The organism is Actinoplanes sp. NPDC049316 (assembly GCF_040677315.1).
Classification (GTDB): domain Bacteria; phylum Actinomycetota; class Actinomycetes; order Mycobacteriales; family Micromonosporaceae; genus Actinoplanes.
Window position 1 is genome coordinate 1 of record NZ_JBFAQM010000024.1, and the last position, 15,952, is coordinate 15,952.

Annotated in this window: 14 protein-coding genes; 3 read left to right on the plus strand and 11 right to left on the minus strand. The window is 73.6% G+C overall.

The features are described from left to right. Window positions 1-199: 199 nt before the first annotated feature. Window positions 200-844, minus strand: a complete 645-nt coding sequence (locus AB0K03_RS29125) for a hypothetical protein (protein ID WP_364691384.1) — start codon at window positions 842-844, stop codon at window positions 200-202. A gap of 141 nt (window positions 845-985) precedes the next feature. Here AB0K03_RS29125 and AB0K03_RS29130 point away from each other — a divergent pair, with 141 nt between their 5' ends. Then, on the plus strand, window positions 986-1,762 hold the full coding sequence (locus AB0K03_RS29130) for an alpha/beta hydrolase family protein (RefSeq protein ID WP_364691062.1): 777 nt from the start codon (window positions 986-988) through the stop codon (window positions 1,760-1,762). Here AB0K03_RS29130 and AB0K03_RS29135 read toward each other — a convergent pair. The 4 genes from AB0K03_RS29135 to AB0K03_RS29150 form a co-directional block, all read right to left on the minus strand. Beyond that, window positions 1,759-3,300: a GAF domain-containing protein gene (locus tag AB0K03_RS29135; protein ID WP_364691065.1), complete on the minus strand. Its 1,542-nt coding sequence runs from the start codon at window positions 3,298-3,300 to the stop codon at window positions 1,759-1,761. The genes AB0K03_RS29130 and AB0K03_RS29135 overlap by 4 nt on opposite strands. Before the next feature lie 99 nt (window positions 3,301-3,399). Then, window positions 3,400-4,305, minus strand: a complete 906-nt coding sequence (locus AB0K03_RS29140) for a PAC2 family protein (RefSeq protein WP_364691068.1) — start codon at window positions 4,303-4,305, stop codon at window positions 3,400-3,402. A 139-nt stretch (window positions 4,306-4,444) separates the two neighbouring features. Then, window positions 4,445-6,079 carry a methyl-accepting chemotaxis protein gene (locus tag AB0K03_RS29145; RefSeq protein WP_364691071.1) on the minus strand — a complete coding sequence of 545 codons (1,635 nt, stop codon included), beginning with the start codon at window positions 6,077-6,079 and terminating at the stop codon, window positions 4,445-4,447. A 103-nt stretch (window positions 6,080-6,182) separates the two neighbouring features. After that, complete coding sequence (locus tag AB0K03_RS29150; RefSeq protein WP_364691074.1) at window positions 6,183-8,534, minus strand: EAL domain-containing protein; 2,352 nt, start codon at window positions 8,532-8,534, stop codon at window positions 6,183-6,185. 255 nt (window positions 8,535-8,789) lie between these two features. Between AB0K03_RS29150 and AB0K03_RS29155 the strand changes: the two genes are divergently transcribed. After that, window positions 8,790-9,431, plus strand: coding sequence for an EcsC family protein (locus AB0K03_RS29155; protein ID WP_364691387.1), 642 nt, complete (start codon window positions 8,790-8,792; stop codon window positions 9,429-9,431). A gap of 71 nt (window positions 9,432-9,502) precedes the next feature. Beyond that, on the plus strand, window positions 9,503-10,105 hold the full coding sequence (locus AB0K03_RS29160; protein ID WP_364691077.1) for a hypothetical protein: 603 nt from the start codon (window positions 9,503-9,505) through the stop codon (window positions 10,103-10,105). Here AB0K03_RS29160 and AB0K03_RS29165 read toward each other — a convergent pair. The 6 genes from AB0K03_RS29165 to AB0K03_RS29190 are packed head-to-tail and all read right to left on the minus strand — an operon-like array spanning window position 10,093 to window position 15,919. Continuing rightward, window positions 10,093-10,938, minus strand: coding sequence for an NAD(P)-dependent oxidoreductase (locus AB0K03_RS29165; RefSeq protein ID WP_364691080.1), 846 nt, complete (start codon window positions 10,936-10,938; stop codon window positions 10,093-10,095). The genes AB0K03_RS29160 and AB0K03_RS29165 overlap by 13 nt on opposite strands. Next, window positions 10,935-12,002 (minus strand): cytochrome P450, encoded by a 1,068-nt coding sequence (locus tag AB0K03_RS29170; RefSeq protein WP_364691083.1) that lies wholly within the window; start codon window positions 12,000-12,002, stop codon window positions 10,935-10,937. Before AB0K03_RS29170 ends, AB0K03_RS29165 begins: the two co-directional genes overlap by 4 nt. After that, complete coding sequence (locus tag AB0K03_RS29175) at window positions 11,999-12,733, minus strand: glycosyltransferase family 2 protein (protein WP_364691085.1); 735 nt, start codon at window positions 12,731-12,733, stop codon at window positions 11,999-12,001. The genes AB0K03_RS29170 and AB0K03_RS29175 overlap by 4 nt, the downstream gene beginning before the upstream one ends. Continuing rightward, window positions 12,730-14,181: a class I adenylate-forming enzyme family protein gene (locus AB0K03_RS29180; RefSeq protein ID WP_364691088.1), complete on the minus strand. Its 1,452-nt coding sequence runs from the start codon at window positions 14,179-14,181 to the stop codon at window positions 12,730-12,732. Before AB0K03_RS29180 ends, AB0K03_RS29175 begins: the two co-directional genes overlap by 4 nt. Then, window positions 14,181-14,912 carry a glycosyltransferase family A protein gene (locus tag AB0K03_RS29185; protein ID WP_364691091.1) on the minus strand — a complete coding sequence of 244 codons (732 nt, stop codon included), beginning with the start codon at window positions 14,910-14,912 and terminating at the stop codon, window positions 14,181-14,183. Before AB0K03_RS29185 ends, AB0K03_RS29180 begins: the two co-directional genes overlap by 1 nt. After that, window positions 14,909-15,919, minus strand: coding sequence for a 3-oxoacyl-[acyl-carrier-protein] synthase III C-terminal domain-containing protein (locus AB0K03_RS29190; protein WP_364691094.1), 1,011 nt, complete (start codon window positions 15,917-15,919; stop codon window positions 14,909-14,911). Before AB0K03_RS29190 ends, AB0K03_RS29185 begins: the two co-directional genes overlap by 4 nt. Between the last annotated feature and the right edge of the window lie 33 nt (window positions 15,920-15,952).

Below are 15,952 nucleotides of genomic sequence, written 5' to 3' on the forward strand. Positions count from 1 at the left end.
GCGCCTCTCGCCCGGCCCGGCGGCCGCGCCTCTCGCCCGGCCCGGCGGCCGCGCCTCTCGCCCGGCCCGGCGGTCGCGCCTCTCGCCCGGCCCGGCGGTCGCGCCTCCCGCCCGGCCCGGCGGTGGGGCTCAGCCCGGCGGCCGCTCGGCCCGCTCCGCTGCCGGGCAGTCCGGGGGCGGAGCGGGCGAGCCGCAAACCTCAGGCCGCTGTGGCCGCCCACATCGCGGTGAAAGCGGCCGCTTCCCCGGCCAGCCACCGCTCCACGTCCCCGGTCTTCGCGGCCGGGTCGAGCCGGTGGGTGGTGCCGCGCCGGAGGTCGACGAGGACCGGGTCGGCGTCGGGGAGGATCTGGTCCATGTGGCGGGCCATCAGGTGCAGGGTGGCGGTGATCGCTTCGGGGGTCGGGGGTTCCTCGTCGAAGTGCAGGCGGACCGCTTCGCGGCGGCCGTCGGCGTACCGGAGGCCGAAGTGCGGGTTGATCTTCACGGCGAGGGGGCCGACTGAGGCAAGGGCCTCGCGGGTCTGGGCGAGACTGAGGTTCTCGGGGTCGCCCAGCGAGTGCAGGTAGGTCAGCGCGCCGGCGCTGACCGCCTCGTAGAGCGGCTTCCAGCGGGGCTTCACCAGCTCGGTGACGCCGGTCAGGTAGGTGCCGCCGGTGCGGAACGCGACGTCCGCCTTCAGCGCCTTGACGAGCTGGCCGTGCGGGTTGAAGCCGGTGCGGCGCTCGCGCTGGCGGCGCAGGCCGCCGACGAACGTCGCCTTCGCCGGGCCGGTGCGGGCCACGTAGCGGGTGAAGCCGAGCATCGTCGCGTACGGCGGAATCGTCGGGGTCGAAGAGGGCATAACGGGCACGGTCACGGTGATCTCCCCGCAGCTCAGAGGCTGTTTTAGTACACACATTCTAATCGACGGGTACGACATTCCCAACCGTGCCGTGAGCGCCTGCACGCACTCAGTGATCATCGATGGCTGATACTGGCGGGCATGGCTCTGATCCGCTGTGACTTCTCGTCCGAGGCCCTCGCGCTCGGCACGTCGATGACGGTGCTGCTGCCGCAGACCGCGAGCGCCCAGATCGGGCTCGCCGGCCGAGCGTCCGGCGCCGCTCCGCCGGTGCTGTACCTGCTGCACGGTCTCACCGACGACGACACCGCCTGGACGCGGTACACCTCGATCGAGCGGTACGCCGCCGCGAAGGGCTTGGCCGTCGTCATGCCCCAGGTGCACCGCAGCTTCTACGCGGACGAGCGGTACGGCATGAAGTTCTGGACGTTCCTCTCCGAGGAGCTGCCGTCCGTGGTGTCCTCGTTCTTCCGTGTCTCCACCCGGCGCGAGGACACATTCGTCGCGGGACTCTCCATGGGCGGGTACGGCGCCTTCAAATGGGCTCTGCGGCAGCCGGAGCGCTTCGCCGCCGCCGCGAGCCTGTCGGGCGCGCTGGATGTGGCGTACATGGCGGAGTGGGACAAACGGCCGCACATCAGCGAGCTGATGGCCCGGGTCTTCGGCGACCGTCCGGTCGCCGGCGCGGACGACGACCTGCTGCACCTGGTGCAGCAGCGCGCGGGCGCCGATCTGCCCGCGCTCATGCTGCGGTGCGGCACGGAGGACTACCTGGTGGCCCAGAACGAGCGCTTCGTCGCCGCGTGCCGCCGGCACGGGGTCGCCCTCGACGCGGCCTTCGGGCCGGGCGATCACGAGTGGGGCTACTGGGACGCCCAGATCCAGGCCGTTCTGGACTGGCTGCCGCTGAAGAGCTAAACCTGGAGGGCCGAGGCCATCCGGGCCTGTTCCTCGAGCACCTCGTTCATCCGTTCCTGCACCGCGCTGATCTGCCCGATGGTCTCGCTGGTGGTGAGGATGCCGGAGGAGACCGTACGCGTGCTGTTCTGGATGCCCGTGATCTGTTCCGACACCCGCTGGGTGGCCTCGGCGGTCTCCCGGGCGAGATCCTTGACCTCCCCGGCGACGACCGCGAAGCCGCGCCCCACCTCGCCGGCGCGGGCGGCCTCGATGGTCGCGTTGAGGGCGAGCAGGTTGGTCTGGTCGGCGATCGACGAGATGATCTTGATGACGTCGCCGATCGCGGCCGACGCCTGACCCAGCGCCTCGACCTCCTGGGTCATCTCCGAGGCGCGGGCCACCGCGTCCTGGGCGACCCGGGTGGCGTCGTCGCTCGCGGCGCGCAGGCGGGAGACCGTGTCGAGCAGGGAGCGGGAGCTCTCCGCCGCGCTCTCGTTGCCGCGGACGATGTCGAGCCGCTGCGACACCAGCTGCGTCACGTTGCGCAGCGCCGAGGCGCGCGAGTCCGACAGCTCGATGTGGCTGGTGGTGAAGAAGTCCATCGTGCCGATGATCCGGCCGTGGCTCGAGATCGGCATGCAGACGCCGGAGCGGACGCCCGCCCGCTGCGCCGCGGGTGCCCGTACGCAGTCGGTGAGCTCGCCGATGTCGCGGACGAACACCAGGTCCTGGGCCCGCCACGCGCGTCCCGAGAGGCCGGCCCCCTCGGCGAAGGTGGCCGCCAGCGTCACCTTGCGGAACTCGTCGCCCGCCGAGCCGGACTCCACCTTGAACTTGAGCAGGTTGTCGTGGTCGTCGATCTCCCAGTAGGACCCGTACGCCCAGCCGAACGCCTTGCGGGCCGACTCGAGCGCGATCCGCAGGGTGGACGGGACGTCCCGGGCCTCGCCGAGCGCCGTGACGACCTCGGTGACGGCGAGCCGGTCGTCGGCGATCTGGCGCAGCTCGGCGGCGGCCAGCGCGGAGAAGCGGGCCCGCTCGGCGATGCGCGCGATGGTCGCCCACTTCTCGCTGCGCGGTCCCTCCAGGTAGAGCGGTTCGGGGGAGTAGTACTCGAGGACCGCGATGACCTGACCCTCCTGCAGCACCGGCGTGACCACGGCGGCTTGCATCCCGGCCCGGGCCGCCACCTGGCAGCGCTCGCAGTCCACGCACTCGTCCATCGCGTCGACATAGACCGGTTGCCTGGTGCGGACCGCGCGGCCCACCAGGCCGGTGTCCATGGGTACGGGATTGCCGGCGGTCACCGCCTGCAGCTCCGCCACGAGCGCCCCGGTCTCGTGGAACACCATGAGCCGGTCGTCGTCGGCCGGCAGCCACACCGCGCCGTAGCTCAGGTTGTGCGAGTCCACGGTGCTGTCGACGGTGATCCGCCAGGCGGTGTGCTCGTCGGCCACCTCGTCGAGATCCATGATGAGCTTCTCGAGGCTCTCGACGTCGCGCGGTACGGCCTGCAGCACAGGGGGTGTGGCCGCCCGCGAACGAAATGAGACCACCGTGGCACTCCCGTCCCTCGTTACGCCCTGGGTTCACCCATCATGGGACAGCCGCCACCGGCGGGACGGCAGTTTGGGCGAAACGGGCGGCGGGGGATCTCAGTCGGAATCCCGGGTCTGCTCCGCGAGGAAACGTTCCAGCTCGGCGCCGAGCTCGTCCGCGCTCGGCAGGGCACTGCCGGACTCCGCGAGCAGGTTGCCGGCACGGCCCCGGACGAACGCGTCGTACTGCGCCTCCAGGGACGCGACGAGGCGGACGGCCTGCTCGTCGTCGGCGACCTGCTTGTCGACCTCCTCGCGCACCTCGGTGGCGGCCTCGTGCAGCGCGGCGGTGGGCAGGACCAGGCCGGTGGTGTTGGCGACCGACTCCACGAGCAGCTCGGCGGCGGCCGGGTAGGTGGTCTGGGCGAGGTAGTGCGGGACGTGCGCCGCGTACCCCATCGCGTCGTGGCCGGCCTCGCCGAGGCGGAACTCCAGGAGGTTGCCGACGCTCGCCGGGACCTGCACCCGCTGCAGCCACGACTCGTGCTCGCCGAGCAGGCGCCGGTCGGTCGCGTGCGCGGTCACGCTCAGCGGACGGGTGTGCGGCACGGCCATCGGGATCGCGTTGAGGCCGACGGTCAGGCTGACGCCGAAGCGTTCGATGAGCCCGCGTACGGCCTTGATGAAGCGTTCCCACTGCAGGTCCGGCTCGGGGCCGGCGAGCAGCAGGAAGGGGGTTCCGGTGAGGTCCTTCAGCAGGTGCAGGGCGAGGGAGGGGGTCTCGTAGCTCTCCCAGTGGTCCTCGACGAAGATCATGGGGGGCCGGCGGGACCGGTAGTCCAGGAGCTGGTCGAGGTCGAAGGTCGCCAGCACCCGTCCCTCGAAGTTCTCCAGCAGATGTTCGCGTGACAGCTGGATCGCGCTGCCCGCGTCGACGAACCCCGTGAGCGCCTGGACGAGCACCACGCCGTCCAGCTCGGGCAGGTCGTCGGCCAACTCGTAGAGCCCGTGTGGGTCGAGCACGCTCAAAGACCTCCTCGTGTCAGCCCGCTGCACGGCGGGCGATGAGGAGAGAACAAGCGACCGGCACGGTTCATTCCCACCGACGACGAACGCCGCGGCCCGTGCGGGCCGCGGCGTCCTCGAGGACCGTACGGGTGGCTCAGACGCGGAACTGCGACACCAGCGACTGCAGCTCGTCGGCCAGGCGGGACAGCTCCTCGGCCGTACGCCGGGACTCGGCGACGCCCTCGTTGGTGCTCTGCGCCGCCTCGGCCACGCCGCCGATGGTCCGGGCGATGTCGGTGGAGCCGCCCGCCGCTTCCGCCACGCTGCGGCCGATCTCGCTCGTGGTGGCCGTCTGCTCCTCGACCGCCGAGGCGATCGTGTCCGAGTACGCGTTGATCCGCTCGATGACGGCGGCGATCTCCCCGATCGCGTCGACGGCGGCGGACGTGTCGGTCTGGATGGCCTGGATGCGGCTGGAGATCTCCTCGGTGGCCTTCGCGGTCTCCTGGGCGAGGTCCTTCACCTCGCTGGCCACCACGGCGAAGCCCTTGCCGGCCTCGCCGGCCCGGGCCGCCTCGATCGTCGCGTTGAGCGCGAGCAGGTTGGTCTGCTCGGCGATCGAGGTGATCACCTTGACGATGTTGCCGACCTCGGCGGAGGAGACGCCCAGCTTGGCGACCGTGCTGTTGGCCGACTGGGCGACCTCGACGGCGCCGCGGGCCACCCCGGCGGCGTCGGCCGCGCTGGTGGCGATCTCCCGGATGGACGCGGTCATCTCTTCACTGGCGGCGGCGACGGTGTCCACGTTGCTGCTGACCGTCCCGGCGGCGGCGGTCACCTGCTCGGCGCGCGAGCTGGCCTGCTCGGCGTTGACCGCGATGCGGCCGCTGATGTCGGTCATCTCCTGGGCGGAGCCGGCGAGGGTACGGCTGCTGCCGGTGATCTGCGAGATCGTGCTGCGCAGCGTCGCCATGGCCCGGTCCAGCTGGTCGCCCATCCGGCCGACCTCGTCCTTGGACTTCATGCCGGCCGTACGGGTCAGGTCGCCGGCGGCGATGCTGTCGATGATGCCCGACAGCGCCTTGACCCGGGTGACGATGCTTCGCGCGATCGCCAGGCCGAGCAGCGTGGCGAGGACCAGGCCGACGACGAGTACGACGATGACGAACGTCCGGGCCGACTTGTAGGCCGAGGCGGCATCCCCGACGCGCGCCTTCGCGGCGGCCTCCTCCTCCGCGGCGAGCTTGTCCAGGTTGTACTTGGCCCGGATGATCGCCGGCTGCAGCTGGGTGTCGCGGGCGGTCGCCGTGGCGGCCGGGTTGCCGCTGGCCGCCGCGTCGAGGTAGACGTCGCGTGCGGTCTTGTACTTGTCCCAGAGGAAGACCGTCTGGTCCATCAGCCGCGGGTCGACGGTGCTCGCGCGGTACGCCTTGTTGTCCGCGTCGATCTGCGAGTCGAGCGCCTTGATCTGCGCCCGGATGTCGCTCGTCGGCGTCTGGCCGAACGTGAGGGCCTGGGCGTGCATCGTGCCCACGTCCGAAATGATCTTGTTGAGCTGCAGCGAGGCGGTGAAGCTCTCCTTGTACATCTTCTCGCCGACGTTGTTGACCTCGGCCAGGCGGACCAGGGCGACGACGCCCACCAGCGCCGCGACGATCGTCATCGCGCCCACGATGATCATGATCTTGGTGTTCAGCGAGCGGTCGGCGATCCAGTCGTGCAGCGGGTTCTTGAAATGCGGGCTGCGCGCGGACTTCGATGCCCTTGCGGGGCGGGCGACGGAAGGCATGTGGTGGGACCTCGCGATAGTTCCTGCGGGGGACGCGAGTCGTCCCCTTTCTCACTATCGGTGGTGGTTGGTGGTCGCTGAGGCGCTTTCCCGGAGTTCGCCCTCACACGGCGAGGGCGTCGTGCGCGGCGAGGTGCTCGTCGACCTGCTGCGCGGACAGCGGCCGGGAGAAGTGGTAACCCTGCGCGAAGCGGTATCCCAGCCGGTAGAGGGTGTCGGCCTGCTCGGCGGTCTCCACGCCCTCCGCGATCGCCTGCAGGTGCAGGCCGTTCGTGATCTGGATCATCGCCGTGGCGATGACCGCCTCCTCGGAGCGGCCGCCGATCCCGTCGACGAACGACTTGTCGACCTTGAGGGTGTCGGCCGGGCAGGTCCGCAGCAGGCCGAGCGACGAGTGCCCGGTGCCGAAGTCGTCCAGCGCCACCTTCACGCCCAGCGTCACCAGGTTCTGCAGGGTGTCGAGCGCGATGCCGCCGTCGAACACCGCCGTCTCGGTGACCTCGACGACCAGCTTCTCGGGGTCGAAGCCGGTGTCGGCCAGCGCCGAGCGCACATCCGCGGCGAAGCCCGGCTCGCGCAGCTGGCGGGCGGAGACGTTGACGCCGATCTCGTCCGGGGCGGCGGCGCCGTAGCGCTGCTGCCACTCGGCGGCCTGGCGCAGCGCGGTCCGCAGGATCCAGTCGCCGAGCGGCACGATCAGGCCGGTGCGCTCGGCGATCGGGATGAAGACGTCCGGCCCGATGAAGCCACGCTCGGGGTGCTTCCAGCGGATCAGGGTCTCCAGCGACGTCCACCGGCCGTCGGGCAGCGCCACGATCGGCTGGTACACCAGGGTGAAGTCGCCGTTGTCCAGGGCCCGGCGCAGGTCCGCGCCGAGCTGGGCGTCGGCCGCCTGGTCCTGTTCGAGACGGGCGTCGTAGACCGCGTGCCGGCCCTTGCCGCGCTCCTTGGCGGCGTACATGGCGAGGTCGGCGCGGCGCAGCAGCTCCTGCGGGCTGGCGTCGGTCCACACCTCGGCGAGGCCGATGCTGGCCTTGACCAGCAGGTCGTAGCCGAGCGCGTGGACCGGGCGGGTCAGCGACTCGGCGATCCGGTCGAGCACCTCGGTCGCCTCGTCGCTGCGCAGCCCGCGCAGCAGCAGGCCGAACTCGTCGCCGCCGAGACGGGCCACGACGTCGTCGGCGCGGACCGCCTCGCGCAGCCGGTCGGCGACCACGACCAGCAGCGCGTCGCCGACGGCGTGGCCGAGCCGGTCGTTGATCGCCTTGAAGTCGTCGAGGTCGATCAGCGCCAGGCTGAGCGTCTCGGCGTCCTCGCCGGAGCCGGCCTCCGCGAGCGCCTCCCGGGTCCGCTGCTCGAACAGCGCCCGGTTGGCCAGGTCGGTGAGGTCGTCGTGGTTGGCCCGGTGGCTCAGCTGGGTCTGGTAGCGGTTGAGCTCCAGCAGGTTCGCGTCGACGCGGCGCAGCAACCGGCCGTTCTCGGCGAGCGCGTTGATCTGGCGTGCGACCACCAGGGCGGTGAGCAGGACCGCCGCCAGCGCCACGGTCAGCACCACGTGCCCCGCCCCGCCGCCGACCACGAGCAGCAGGCCGTCCGTCGCGGCGACCGCGAGGTAGGGCACGACGCTGAACGAGCGACGACGGCGGACGACGAGCCCCACGCCGGCGGCGCGGCGCTGCCGATCGGCGGCGAGGGTCACGAAGAGCATCGTGGCGGGGACGAACATCATCGAGCCGCTGAGGCCCGGGTGCATCTCCAGGAACAGCGGCAACAGCCCGCCGCCGACCGCGCCGACGGCCGTCGCCCCGGCGAGCAGGCGCAGCGCGACCCGGTCGACGCCGCCGAAGCCGCTCACCGCGACCTTCACGAAGGCGAGTGCGGCGACCAGGCCCAGGGCGGTGAGCATGATCAGGGGTACGGCCGCCGAGCCGTCCGCCGCCCAGGCGTCGAGCACGCGGGTGATCAGGTACCAGGAGAAGATGCCCAGCGTGATGGCGACCGTGGCGGCGTCCAGCAGGAAGCGGATCATGACGCGGTCGCGTTCCCAGCCGCGCGCCATCGGCAGCCGTAGCAGGGCCCACAGCAGCACCAGCACCGCCAGCGTGTACGCCGCGGAGGTGGGCATGTCGTGGTCCTGATCCCCGGCGGCGGGGTTCAGCACGTACAGCCGGGCGTCGCCAATGACTCCGAGCACGACGGGGATGCAGACGACCGCCAGGGACCGCCAGATGCGCGCGGTGACCGGGTCCAGGCCGGGAGCGAACGCCGTACGCCAGCACGACCAGCCCGCCGCGGCCGTGCCGAGCATCGCCGGCATCCAGCCCCACACCACCTGGGTGCGCTGTTCGGTGTAGTTGACGGCGAACAGCACGATGGAGACCACGAGGACCCCGGCCGCCGCCAGCAGCATGGGAGTCGGCCGCAGCCGCTCCACCTGCTGTTCGTCGCCCGTCATGCCGCGTCGTCCCCTCGATGCTGTGCCTGGCTTCTCAGGGGGGCTAATCGGTTCCCCGGGGTACGGCATGAGCAGAACGGGCCCGACGGTCGCGTCACCGTACGACTGCACAGCGTGCGATCTGCCGGATCAGTGGGATGCACGTGCATCTGCAAGGCACAATGGCTGCAGCCGCCCATCCGACCACCCCTTCGGAGCGATTCGGTGACCGAGCCCGCCGTACCCCCCGCCCCCGCCGCCCCCGACGACGACGGCCTGCCCGGGTCGCTCTGGGCCCGCATGAAGGCCGACCCGCAGTACGCCCCCGAGCACCTCGCCCTGGAAGCCGTCCGCCGCATCGGCCCGGAGGCGCGCCGCTGGGCCCAGCGGGTTCGCGAGGACCAGCCCGGCATCTCCACCGACGACCTGGCCCAGCAGGCGTCCCGGCGGTTCCTCAACCACGCGCGCTTCTCCGGGGCCGTCTCCGGCGCCACCGGGCTTCCCGGCGCGGTCGTGGACGTCGGCGTGCTCGCGTGGACCCAGGCACGGATGGTGCTGCACATCGCCGCCGCGTACGGCGCGGATCCGGCCGGCGCGGAGCGCGCCACCGATCTGCTGGTCCTGCAGCGCGTGCACAAGGCCGCCGAGACGGCCCGCCTGGCGCTCGGGGTGGCCGCCGGCCGCGAGCGCGCGAGCCGCCTCTTCGCCGGGGCCGCCGACCGGCCGCTCACCGGCGTCATGCTCAAGCTCGGCGTCAAGCTGGCCCAGATGGCCGGCGTGCATGCCGCCAAGCGCATGTTCGCCAAGCTCGTGCCGGGCGCCGGGATGGTGCTGGGCACCTGGGCGAACTCGACGGCCACCAAGGATCTGGCCCGCCGCGCCCGTGAGCTCTACGGCGCGGCGGGGAGCACTCCCTAAAGTCGCGCTCCGCCCTGTCGATGCTTTCCCGGTAACGACCGTGCTCGGCGAACTCGGGGGAGGAGGAGCGGATGGGCCAGCGCAACCGGTGGCTGCTGCTCTTCGCGCCCCTCGTCCTGACCGGCTGCGGGGTGCTGGGCGGCGACTCGTCCGGCTCCGGCGGCGCGGGGGCCGCCACGGGCACCGCCAACGCCGGCACGCCGTGGACCGTCGTCGCGCGCGGCAGCGCCACCCCGTCGCCCACGCCCAGCAGCGGCGTGCCGCCGTACCCGGTGCCGACCGCGACCGGCTTCCTGCCGCTCAAGACGACGGCCGCGCCCACTCCCAGCCCGACGTGCGCGCCGGACACCGTGCACTTCTCGCGCATCCAGGCGCTGGACGTCGTCGCGGGGACCACCACGGCCACCGCGTCCTGGTACAACGTCGGCGGCTACAACCTCGTGGAGTACCGGCTCACCGCGATCAGCCAGGACCTCAAGACCGGCCGGCAGCGGGACGTCGGCTGGGTGAAGGTCACGCCGAAGCAGGCCTGCGGCCCGATGGCCGCGACGATCGGCAAGCTCGACCGGAGGACCGGCTACATCTTCTCGCTCGACGCCGTGGTCACCCGGCGCAGCGGGAACGGCACCCACGCCGGCACGCTGTATCGCTCCGCCGTCATCTACACCAGGTAGTCGGCCACCGTCCGCTGCGGCCGGTAGCCCTGCTCCCGGGCCCGCGTGAGGTCCAGGACCATGCCGTCGGTCAGCTGATCGACGGCGTAGCGGGTCAGCGACGGCGACACCCCCGCGAGCCCGCGCGCCAGGCCGGCGGGCACATGCCGGACGGGCACCCCGAGCACCCGGGACAGCACCTCGTCGCGGCCGTACGGCTCCGCATCGGCGATGTTGTACGCGCCGGCCGGCCAGTCCAGCGCCGCCAGGCATGCCGCCGCCAGGTTCTCCACCGCGGTCAGGCTCATCCGTACGTCGGCTCCGGGCAGCCACGCGCGGCCACCCCGGACCACCCGGCGCAGGCGGGGCAGCAGGTGCCGGTCGCCGTCGCCGTACACGGCGCGGGGGCGCAGAGCCACCGCGCCCGCCGCCAGGGCCAGCCGCTCACCCTCGGCCTTCGTGCGTCCGTACGCGCCACGCTGACCGTCGGCCGGATGGTCCTCGCCCACCGGGGCGGCGTACGGCCCGGGCCGGTACACGCTGGCGCTGCTCACCCACACGACGGGCCGGTCACCGGCGGCCTCGAGCAGCCGCTGCGTCCCGCCCACGTTCACCGCCCGGTACGCCTCCTCCGCCGCCCGTCCCGGCCGGGGATCGCCCACCGCGGCGGCCAGGTGCACCACGGCGTCGGCCCCGGCGAGGTCGGGCCGGGCGGCGGACGCGTCCCAGAAGACGTGCTCGCCCACCGGGCCGGGACGCCTGCCCACGCACACCACCTCGTGCCCGGCGGACGCCGCTAGCCGGGCCACCGCCGTACCGCAGAAACCGGATGCGCCCGTGACCGCGAGCCTCACGACGGCCGCACCACCAGAGACCGCCAGGACGGCAGCGCCGCGCGCCGGTCCACCCGGGCCCGCACGACCACCGGCCGGTACGGCGCCAGCGCCGACAGCGTGTCCGCGAGCTGAGCGCGGGCCAGGCGGGCGCCGGGGCAGGCGTGCGGCCCGGCCCCGAAGACCAGCTGCGCCGTACGCGCGGGCGCGGGCCTTGCGGGGTCGGGGTCGGTGCGGTGCGAGTCCGCGGCGTGACGGGCGACGAGCAGCATCCGGTCACCCGCACGCACGGGGCATCCGCCGGGCAGCTCACCCGCATCCGCGGCGACCCGGGGCAGCAGCGGCGTGGGGGCGGTCACCCGCAGCAGCTCGTCGGCCAGCGCGGGGCTGCCGGCGTACCCCCAGAGATCGGCGTCGCAGGCCCAGGCCGCGGCCCGCGGCAACGCGGCGACCGTCGTGGTGATCGCGGCCACCGCGAGCATGGTGGCCAGGCCGGCATCGCTCCCGCCGTCCGGCGCGACCAGCGCCGTCAGCCGTTGCGCCGCAGCGCGGGCCGCATCGTCGGTGCCGCGGCGGCGCACCCCCGGCAGGTGGGCCCGTGCCGTGGCCGCTGCCGCCGCCCGCGCCGCCTCCGCGAGTTCCAGACCGTCCACGGCGACCTCGGTGAGCGCGGCGGCGGTCGTCCCGGCGATCTCGGCCGCGACCGGGACCAGATCGACCGGGTCGCCGTCGGCGAGGGGCTTGAGCCGCCGTTCGAGCAACTCCGTCCACACCGGACGCAGACGCTGCACGCCCGCGGCCCCCAGCGCGTCGGACGTCCGCCGGCGGGTCTGCCGGTGTTCGTCGCCCTGCTGGTCGAACAGCAGGTCGCCGCCGGTCAGCCGGCCCGCCGCGCCCCCGGTGGTGCCCGCCGCGGTCCGGTCCAGCGGGATGCGGGTCAGCCCGGCGACGAACGCCTCCCGGTCGTGCACGAGCAGGGTGCGGCCCAGCCGTGCCACCCCGCGCCGCCGCGTCGCGGCGAGCAGGGAGAACAGCACCGGATGGCTGCCCAGGTAGACCCGGCGGTCCCGGCTGCGAGCGCTCATCGGACGTGCACCTCCCCGGGCGCGGGCCGGTAACGGCGGTCCCAGTGCCACAGCAGCGTCCGCAGCCCGCCCCAGGCCCGCAGCCGGCGCAGGCTGCTCTCGACGAGGAGGTGTTCGGCGCGGACGATCCGGGCGCTGTGCTCGCGGGCGCGGTTGAGCAGCGTGACGTCTTCCGCGCCGTCGCCGAGCGCCTCCCTCGGCGTGCCGCCGCAGCGGTCGTAGAGGGCCGCGGTGATGGCGAGGTTGTGCCCGTGGACCAGCACGAACGGCGACCGTGCCGACGGTGACCGGTGCAGCCACCGGCCGACTCCGGCGGCCAGCCGGACCACCAGCGGGTAGAGCACGCGGTGCGCCCATGACGGCTGTTCGTCGGCGCGCGGCACGCTGCGACCGCAGACCATGTCGTAGTTGTCCAACATGGACCGAGCTGTAGCCACCCAGTCCCGTGCGGGCAGGCAGTCGGCGTCGGTGCGCACGAGCTTCGTCGCGCCGCGGCTGATCGCGTACCGGAATCCGCTGTCGGCAGCCGTGCCCGCCCCCGGCGCCGGCTCGCGGACCACCTCGACGTCGCCGGGGAAACCGGCGGCGATTTCGGCGGTGGCGTCCGTCGACGCGTTGTCCACGACCACGAGCGTGAAGTCGCGGTCCGACTGTGCGGCGAGCGCGGCCAGCGTGCCGGGCAGCAGCCGCGCCTCGTTGTAGGCCGGCACCACGACGGCGAGCTCCCTCATGACGCCGCCGCCAGCCGCGCCGCCGCGGCCCGGTCCGGCTTGCGCGACCGGCCCGCGAGCGGGACCTGCGCCACGACGACCGCGTCGGGCCGTGCGGACCCCATCCGATCCAGGGGTACGCGCAGAGCGGCGCGCACCGCGTCCGCCGGCACTCCCGCGGCCGGCTGCACCACGGCGACCACGCGCTCGTCGCCGTCACCGGCCGGTACGCCCACGATCACCGCCAGGTCGACGCCGGGCACGTGCAGCGCCGGCTCGTACAGCCCGGGATAGATGTTCTCCGCGCCGCGCAGGATCATGTCCTTGCGGCGGCCGCCGAGCACGACCGACGACCCCTGCACCCGGCCCACGTCCCCGGTCTCGATCCACTCCGCGGGCTCCGAGCCCAGGTAGCGGTCGGCGGCGTTCGGCCCGCCCAGCAGCAACTGCCCGTCCGCCGCGGTGCGGGCGCGTACGCCGGGGAGCAGGTCACCGACCAGATCGCCGGTGCCGTCGAAGGCCGACTTCGCGGCGGACTCGACCGCGGCGGCGGGGAACACCTCGGTGAGCGCGTACACGCCCCAGGCCTCGTCGGCGCCCGCGGCGCGCACCCGGGCGAGCAGCTCCGCGCTGACCGGTGCCGAGCCGCTGTAGACCCGGCCGGTGAACCGGATCCCCGCGGCCAGCGCCGCCCGCACCTGCGGCGGGGTCAGGTACGTCGCCTGCGGAGCCAGCCGGGCCGCCTGCCGCACCAGCCGGCGCGGCGCCCGGGCCGGCAGCGCCACCGCCGCGCCCGCCGCGAGCGAGGGCACCAGCACGAAGAACGTCCCGCCCAGCACGGCCCGCTCCGGCACCGGCCTGACCAGGTCGTGCACCGTGCGCATCCCGGCGGTCAGGCTCGCCCGCGTGTGCACCACCGCGCGTGGCCGGCTCGTCGTTCCCGAGGTGAAGACGATCACCGCGTCGCCGTCGCCGTCGTACCCGCGCGGACGCGGACCGGGGGACAGGTCCAGCGCGGGCGCGGTGCCGGGCAGACGTCGGCCGACGGTCACCGTGGGCGCCAGCGTGGCCAGCTGCGGCAGCGCCAGGTGCGCGCGGCGGGCCAGCGGCGCCGCCCATCCCGCCACGGCCTGCGCCGCGGCGTCGGCCACCACCAGCCGCGGCCGGGCCGCGCCGAGCCGCGCCGTCAGGACGTCCGGCCCGGCGGTCGGGTCCAGCACCGCGATCCGCAGACCCAGGTGGTACGCCGCCAGCAGCACGGCCAGGGAGCGCGGGCCGGGGCGTACGGCCACCCCGAGCGTGTCGCCGGGAACGAGGCCCCGGGCGTGCAGGGCCGCCGCATAGCCGGTGGTGAGACGGGACAGGTCGGCACGGGTGGCGCGGACGACGGGCCTCCCGGTGCGCCCGCAGCCCAGCACCGCCGGGCGTGGATCGTCGTCGCGCAGGCTCGCCAGCAGATCACCCAGCATCAGCGCGGGTCCGCCGTGAGCGAGCCGCTGCCGCGGCCGAGATACCACTTCGCCGTGCCGGTTATCCCGTACGCGGCCAGCCGCCGGGTCGAGTTCTCCACGACCATCGTGCGGCTGTGCCGGATCGACGAGGTGGTCCGGCGTACCCGGTTGAGGAAGGTGCGATCGGTCGGCGACGGCCGCCGGGGCATGCCGCCGCACGCCTCGTACAGCTCCGCGGTGATGGCCATGTTGTTGCCGGCGTGCATCTTGTACGGCGCTTTGAAGCCGCTGTCGCGGTGTGCCGGGCGCAACCTGCCGAACGCGGCCGCGACGGCGACCAGCGCGCGGAAGAATCCCCGGCCCAGCGGACCGTGCTCGTCGCGGCGCGCGGTGATGCGCCCGCACAGGAGCCCGGCGCCGCCGGTGAGCCCGGCCCGTGCCGCCGCCACCCAGCCCGGGCGGGGCAGGCAGTCGGCGTCCGTGCGCGCCAGCAGCCGCGCGCCCTGGCTGATCGCGTACCGGAAACCGGTGTCGACCGCGCAGCCGACGCCCTTCTCGGTCTCCACCAGGACGTGGACCGGGAAGGGCGCCCGGAACGCCCGGGCGATGTCGGCGGTGCCGTCGGTGGAGCCGTTGTCCACCACGAGCAGCTCGAAGCCGGTGTCGGTCTGCGCGGCCAGCGCGTCGAGGGTCTGCTGGATCCGGGCCGCCTCGTCGTACGCCGGCACGATCACCCACAGGTCCGTCACGACACCTCCCAGACCATGGTCATCAGGCTGACGCCGCCACCGAGCCCGACGAACAGCACCCGGTCGCCGCGCTCCAGGCCCGGTCGGACCCGGTCGAGCTGCACGCCCAGCGTGGCGCTGGCCATGTTGCCGAGCTCCGGCACGGTGAGCTCCAGCTTGCCGGCCGGCACCCCGGCCACCTCAACGAAACGCTGCAGGTACGGCATGGTCACCTGGTGCACCAGCACCTTGGCGTAGTCCTCCCAGCCGAACCCGGTGCGGTACGCGACCCGCTCCAGCAGCCCGAGCCCGATCTTCTCGAACACCCCGCGCAGCTTGTGCCCGTCCCCGGTGAAGTACGTGTGCTCGTCGCCGCGCGGGTGCCGCGAGCCGCCGCCGAAGATGCCGCCGACCGCCCAGTGCTCCGAATACGTCTCGCTGTCGACGTCGACGATGCCCCCGGCGTCCACCGGCTCCACCAGCACCGCGGCCCCGGCGTCACCGAACGTGTATCCGGCGAAGGCGCTGCGGGCCTGGCGCATGCCGTCCAGCCGCGGCCGCATCGAGCGGGTGGGCGTCTCACCGGTCACCACCAGCGCCCGCCGGGCCCGGCCCGCCATGATCATCGAGCGGGCCAGGTCGATGCCGTTGAGGAAGCTGTTGCACGCGTTGGTCACGTCCAGGGCGTGCGCCCGGCTGCCCAGGGCCGCCTGGACGACGTGGGCCGTCGCCGGCTCCACCATGTCGCGGGTCGCCGAGGCGTACAGCAGCAGGTCGATGTCGAGGGCGTCCAGGTCGGCGTCGGCGAGGACTCGGCGTGCGGCGGCGATGGCGAGGTCGGAGGCGTACTCGTCATCGGCGGCGACCCGGCGCCGGTCGATGCCGGTCGTCTGCGCGAACGTCCCCGCGGGCAGGGGCAGGCGGCTCGCGGCGGCGACCCGCGCCTGCAGATCGGCCGTGGTCACCTCCCGGGCCGGCAGGGAACTCGCCACCGCGGTGATGCCCACGCGGGCAACGGTCAAGGTCATGAGCGCCAGCCTGCATCATTACCGGGGTCCCGG

Excerpts from the sequence above, each read along its gene's own strand:
- AB0K03_RS29160 (WP_364691077.1), top strand. The coding sequence starts at position 9,503 with ATGGGCCAGCGCAACCGGTGGCTGCTGCTCTTCGCGCCCCTCGTCCTG.
- AB0K03_RS29180 (WP_364691088.1), bottom strand. The coding sequence starts at position 14,181 with ATGCTGGGTGATCTGCTGGCGAGCCTGCGCGACGACGATCCACGCCCG.
- AB0K03_RS29175 (WP_364691085.1), bottom strand. The coding sequence starts at position 12,733 with ATGAGGGAGCTCGCCGTCGTGGTGCCGGCCTACAACGAGGCGCGGCTG.
- AB0K03_RS29190 (WP_364691094.1), bottom strand. The coding sequence starts at position 15,919 with ATGACCTTGACCGTTGCCCGCGTGGGCATCACCGCGGTGGCGAGTTCC.
- AB0K03_RS29145 (WP_364691071.1), bottom strand. The coding sequence starts at position 6,079 with ATGCCTTCCGTCGCCCGCCCCGCAAGGGCATCGAAGTCCGCGCGCAGC.
- AB0K03_RS29150 (WP_364691074.1), bottom strand. The coding sequence starts at position 8,534 with ATGACGGGCGACGAACAGCAGGTGGAGCGGCTGCGGCCGACTCCCATG.
- AB0K03_RS29125 (WP_364691384.1), bottom strand. The coding sequence starts at position 844 with ATGCCCTCTTCGACCCCGACGATTCCGCCGTACGCGACGATGCTCGGC.
- AB0K03_RS29130 (WP_364691062.1), top strand. The coding sequence starts at position 986 with ATGGCTCTGATCCGCTGTGACTTCTCGTCCGAGGCCCTCGCGCTCGGC.
- AB0K03_RS29170 (WP_364691083.1), bottom strand. The coding sequence starts at position 12,002 with ATGAGCGCTCGCAGCCGGGACCGCCGGGTCTACCTGGGCAGCCATCCG.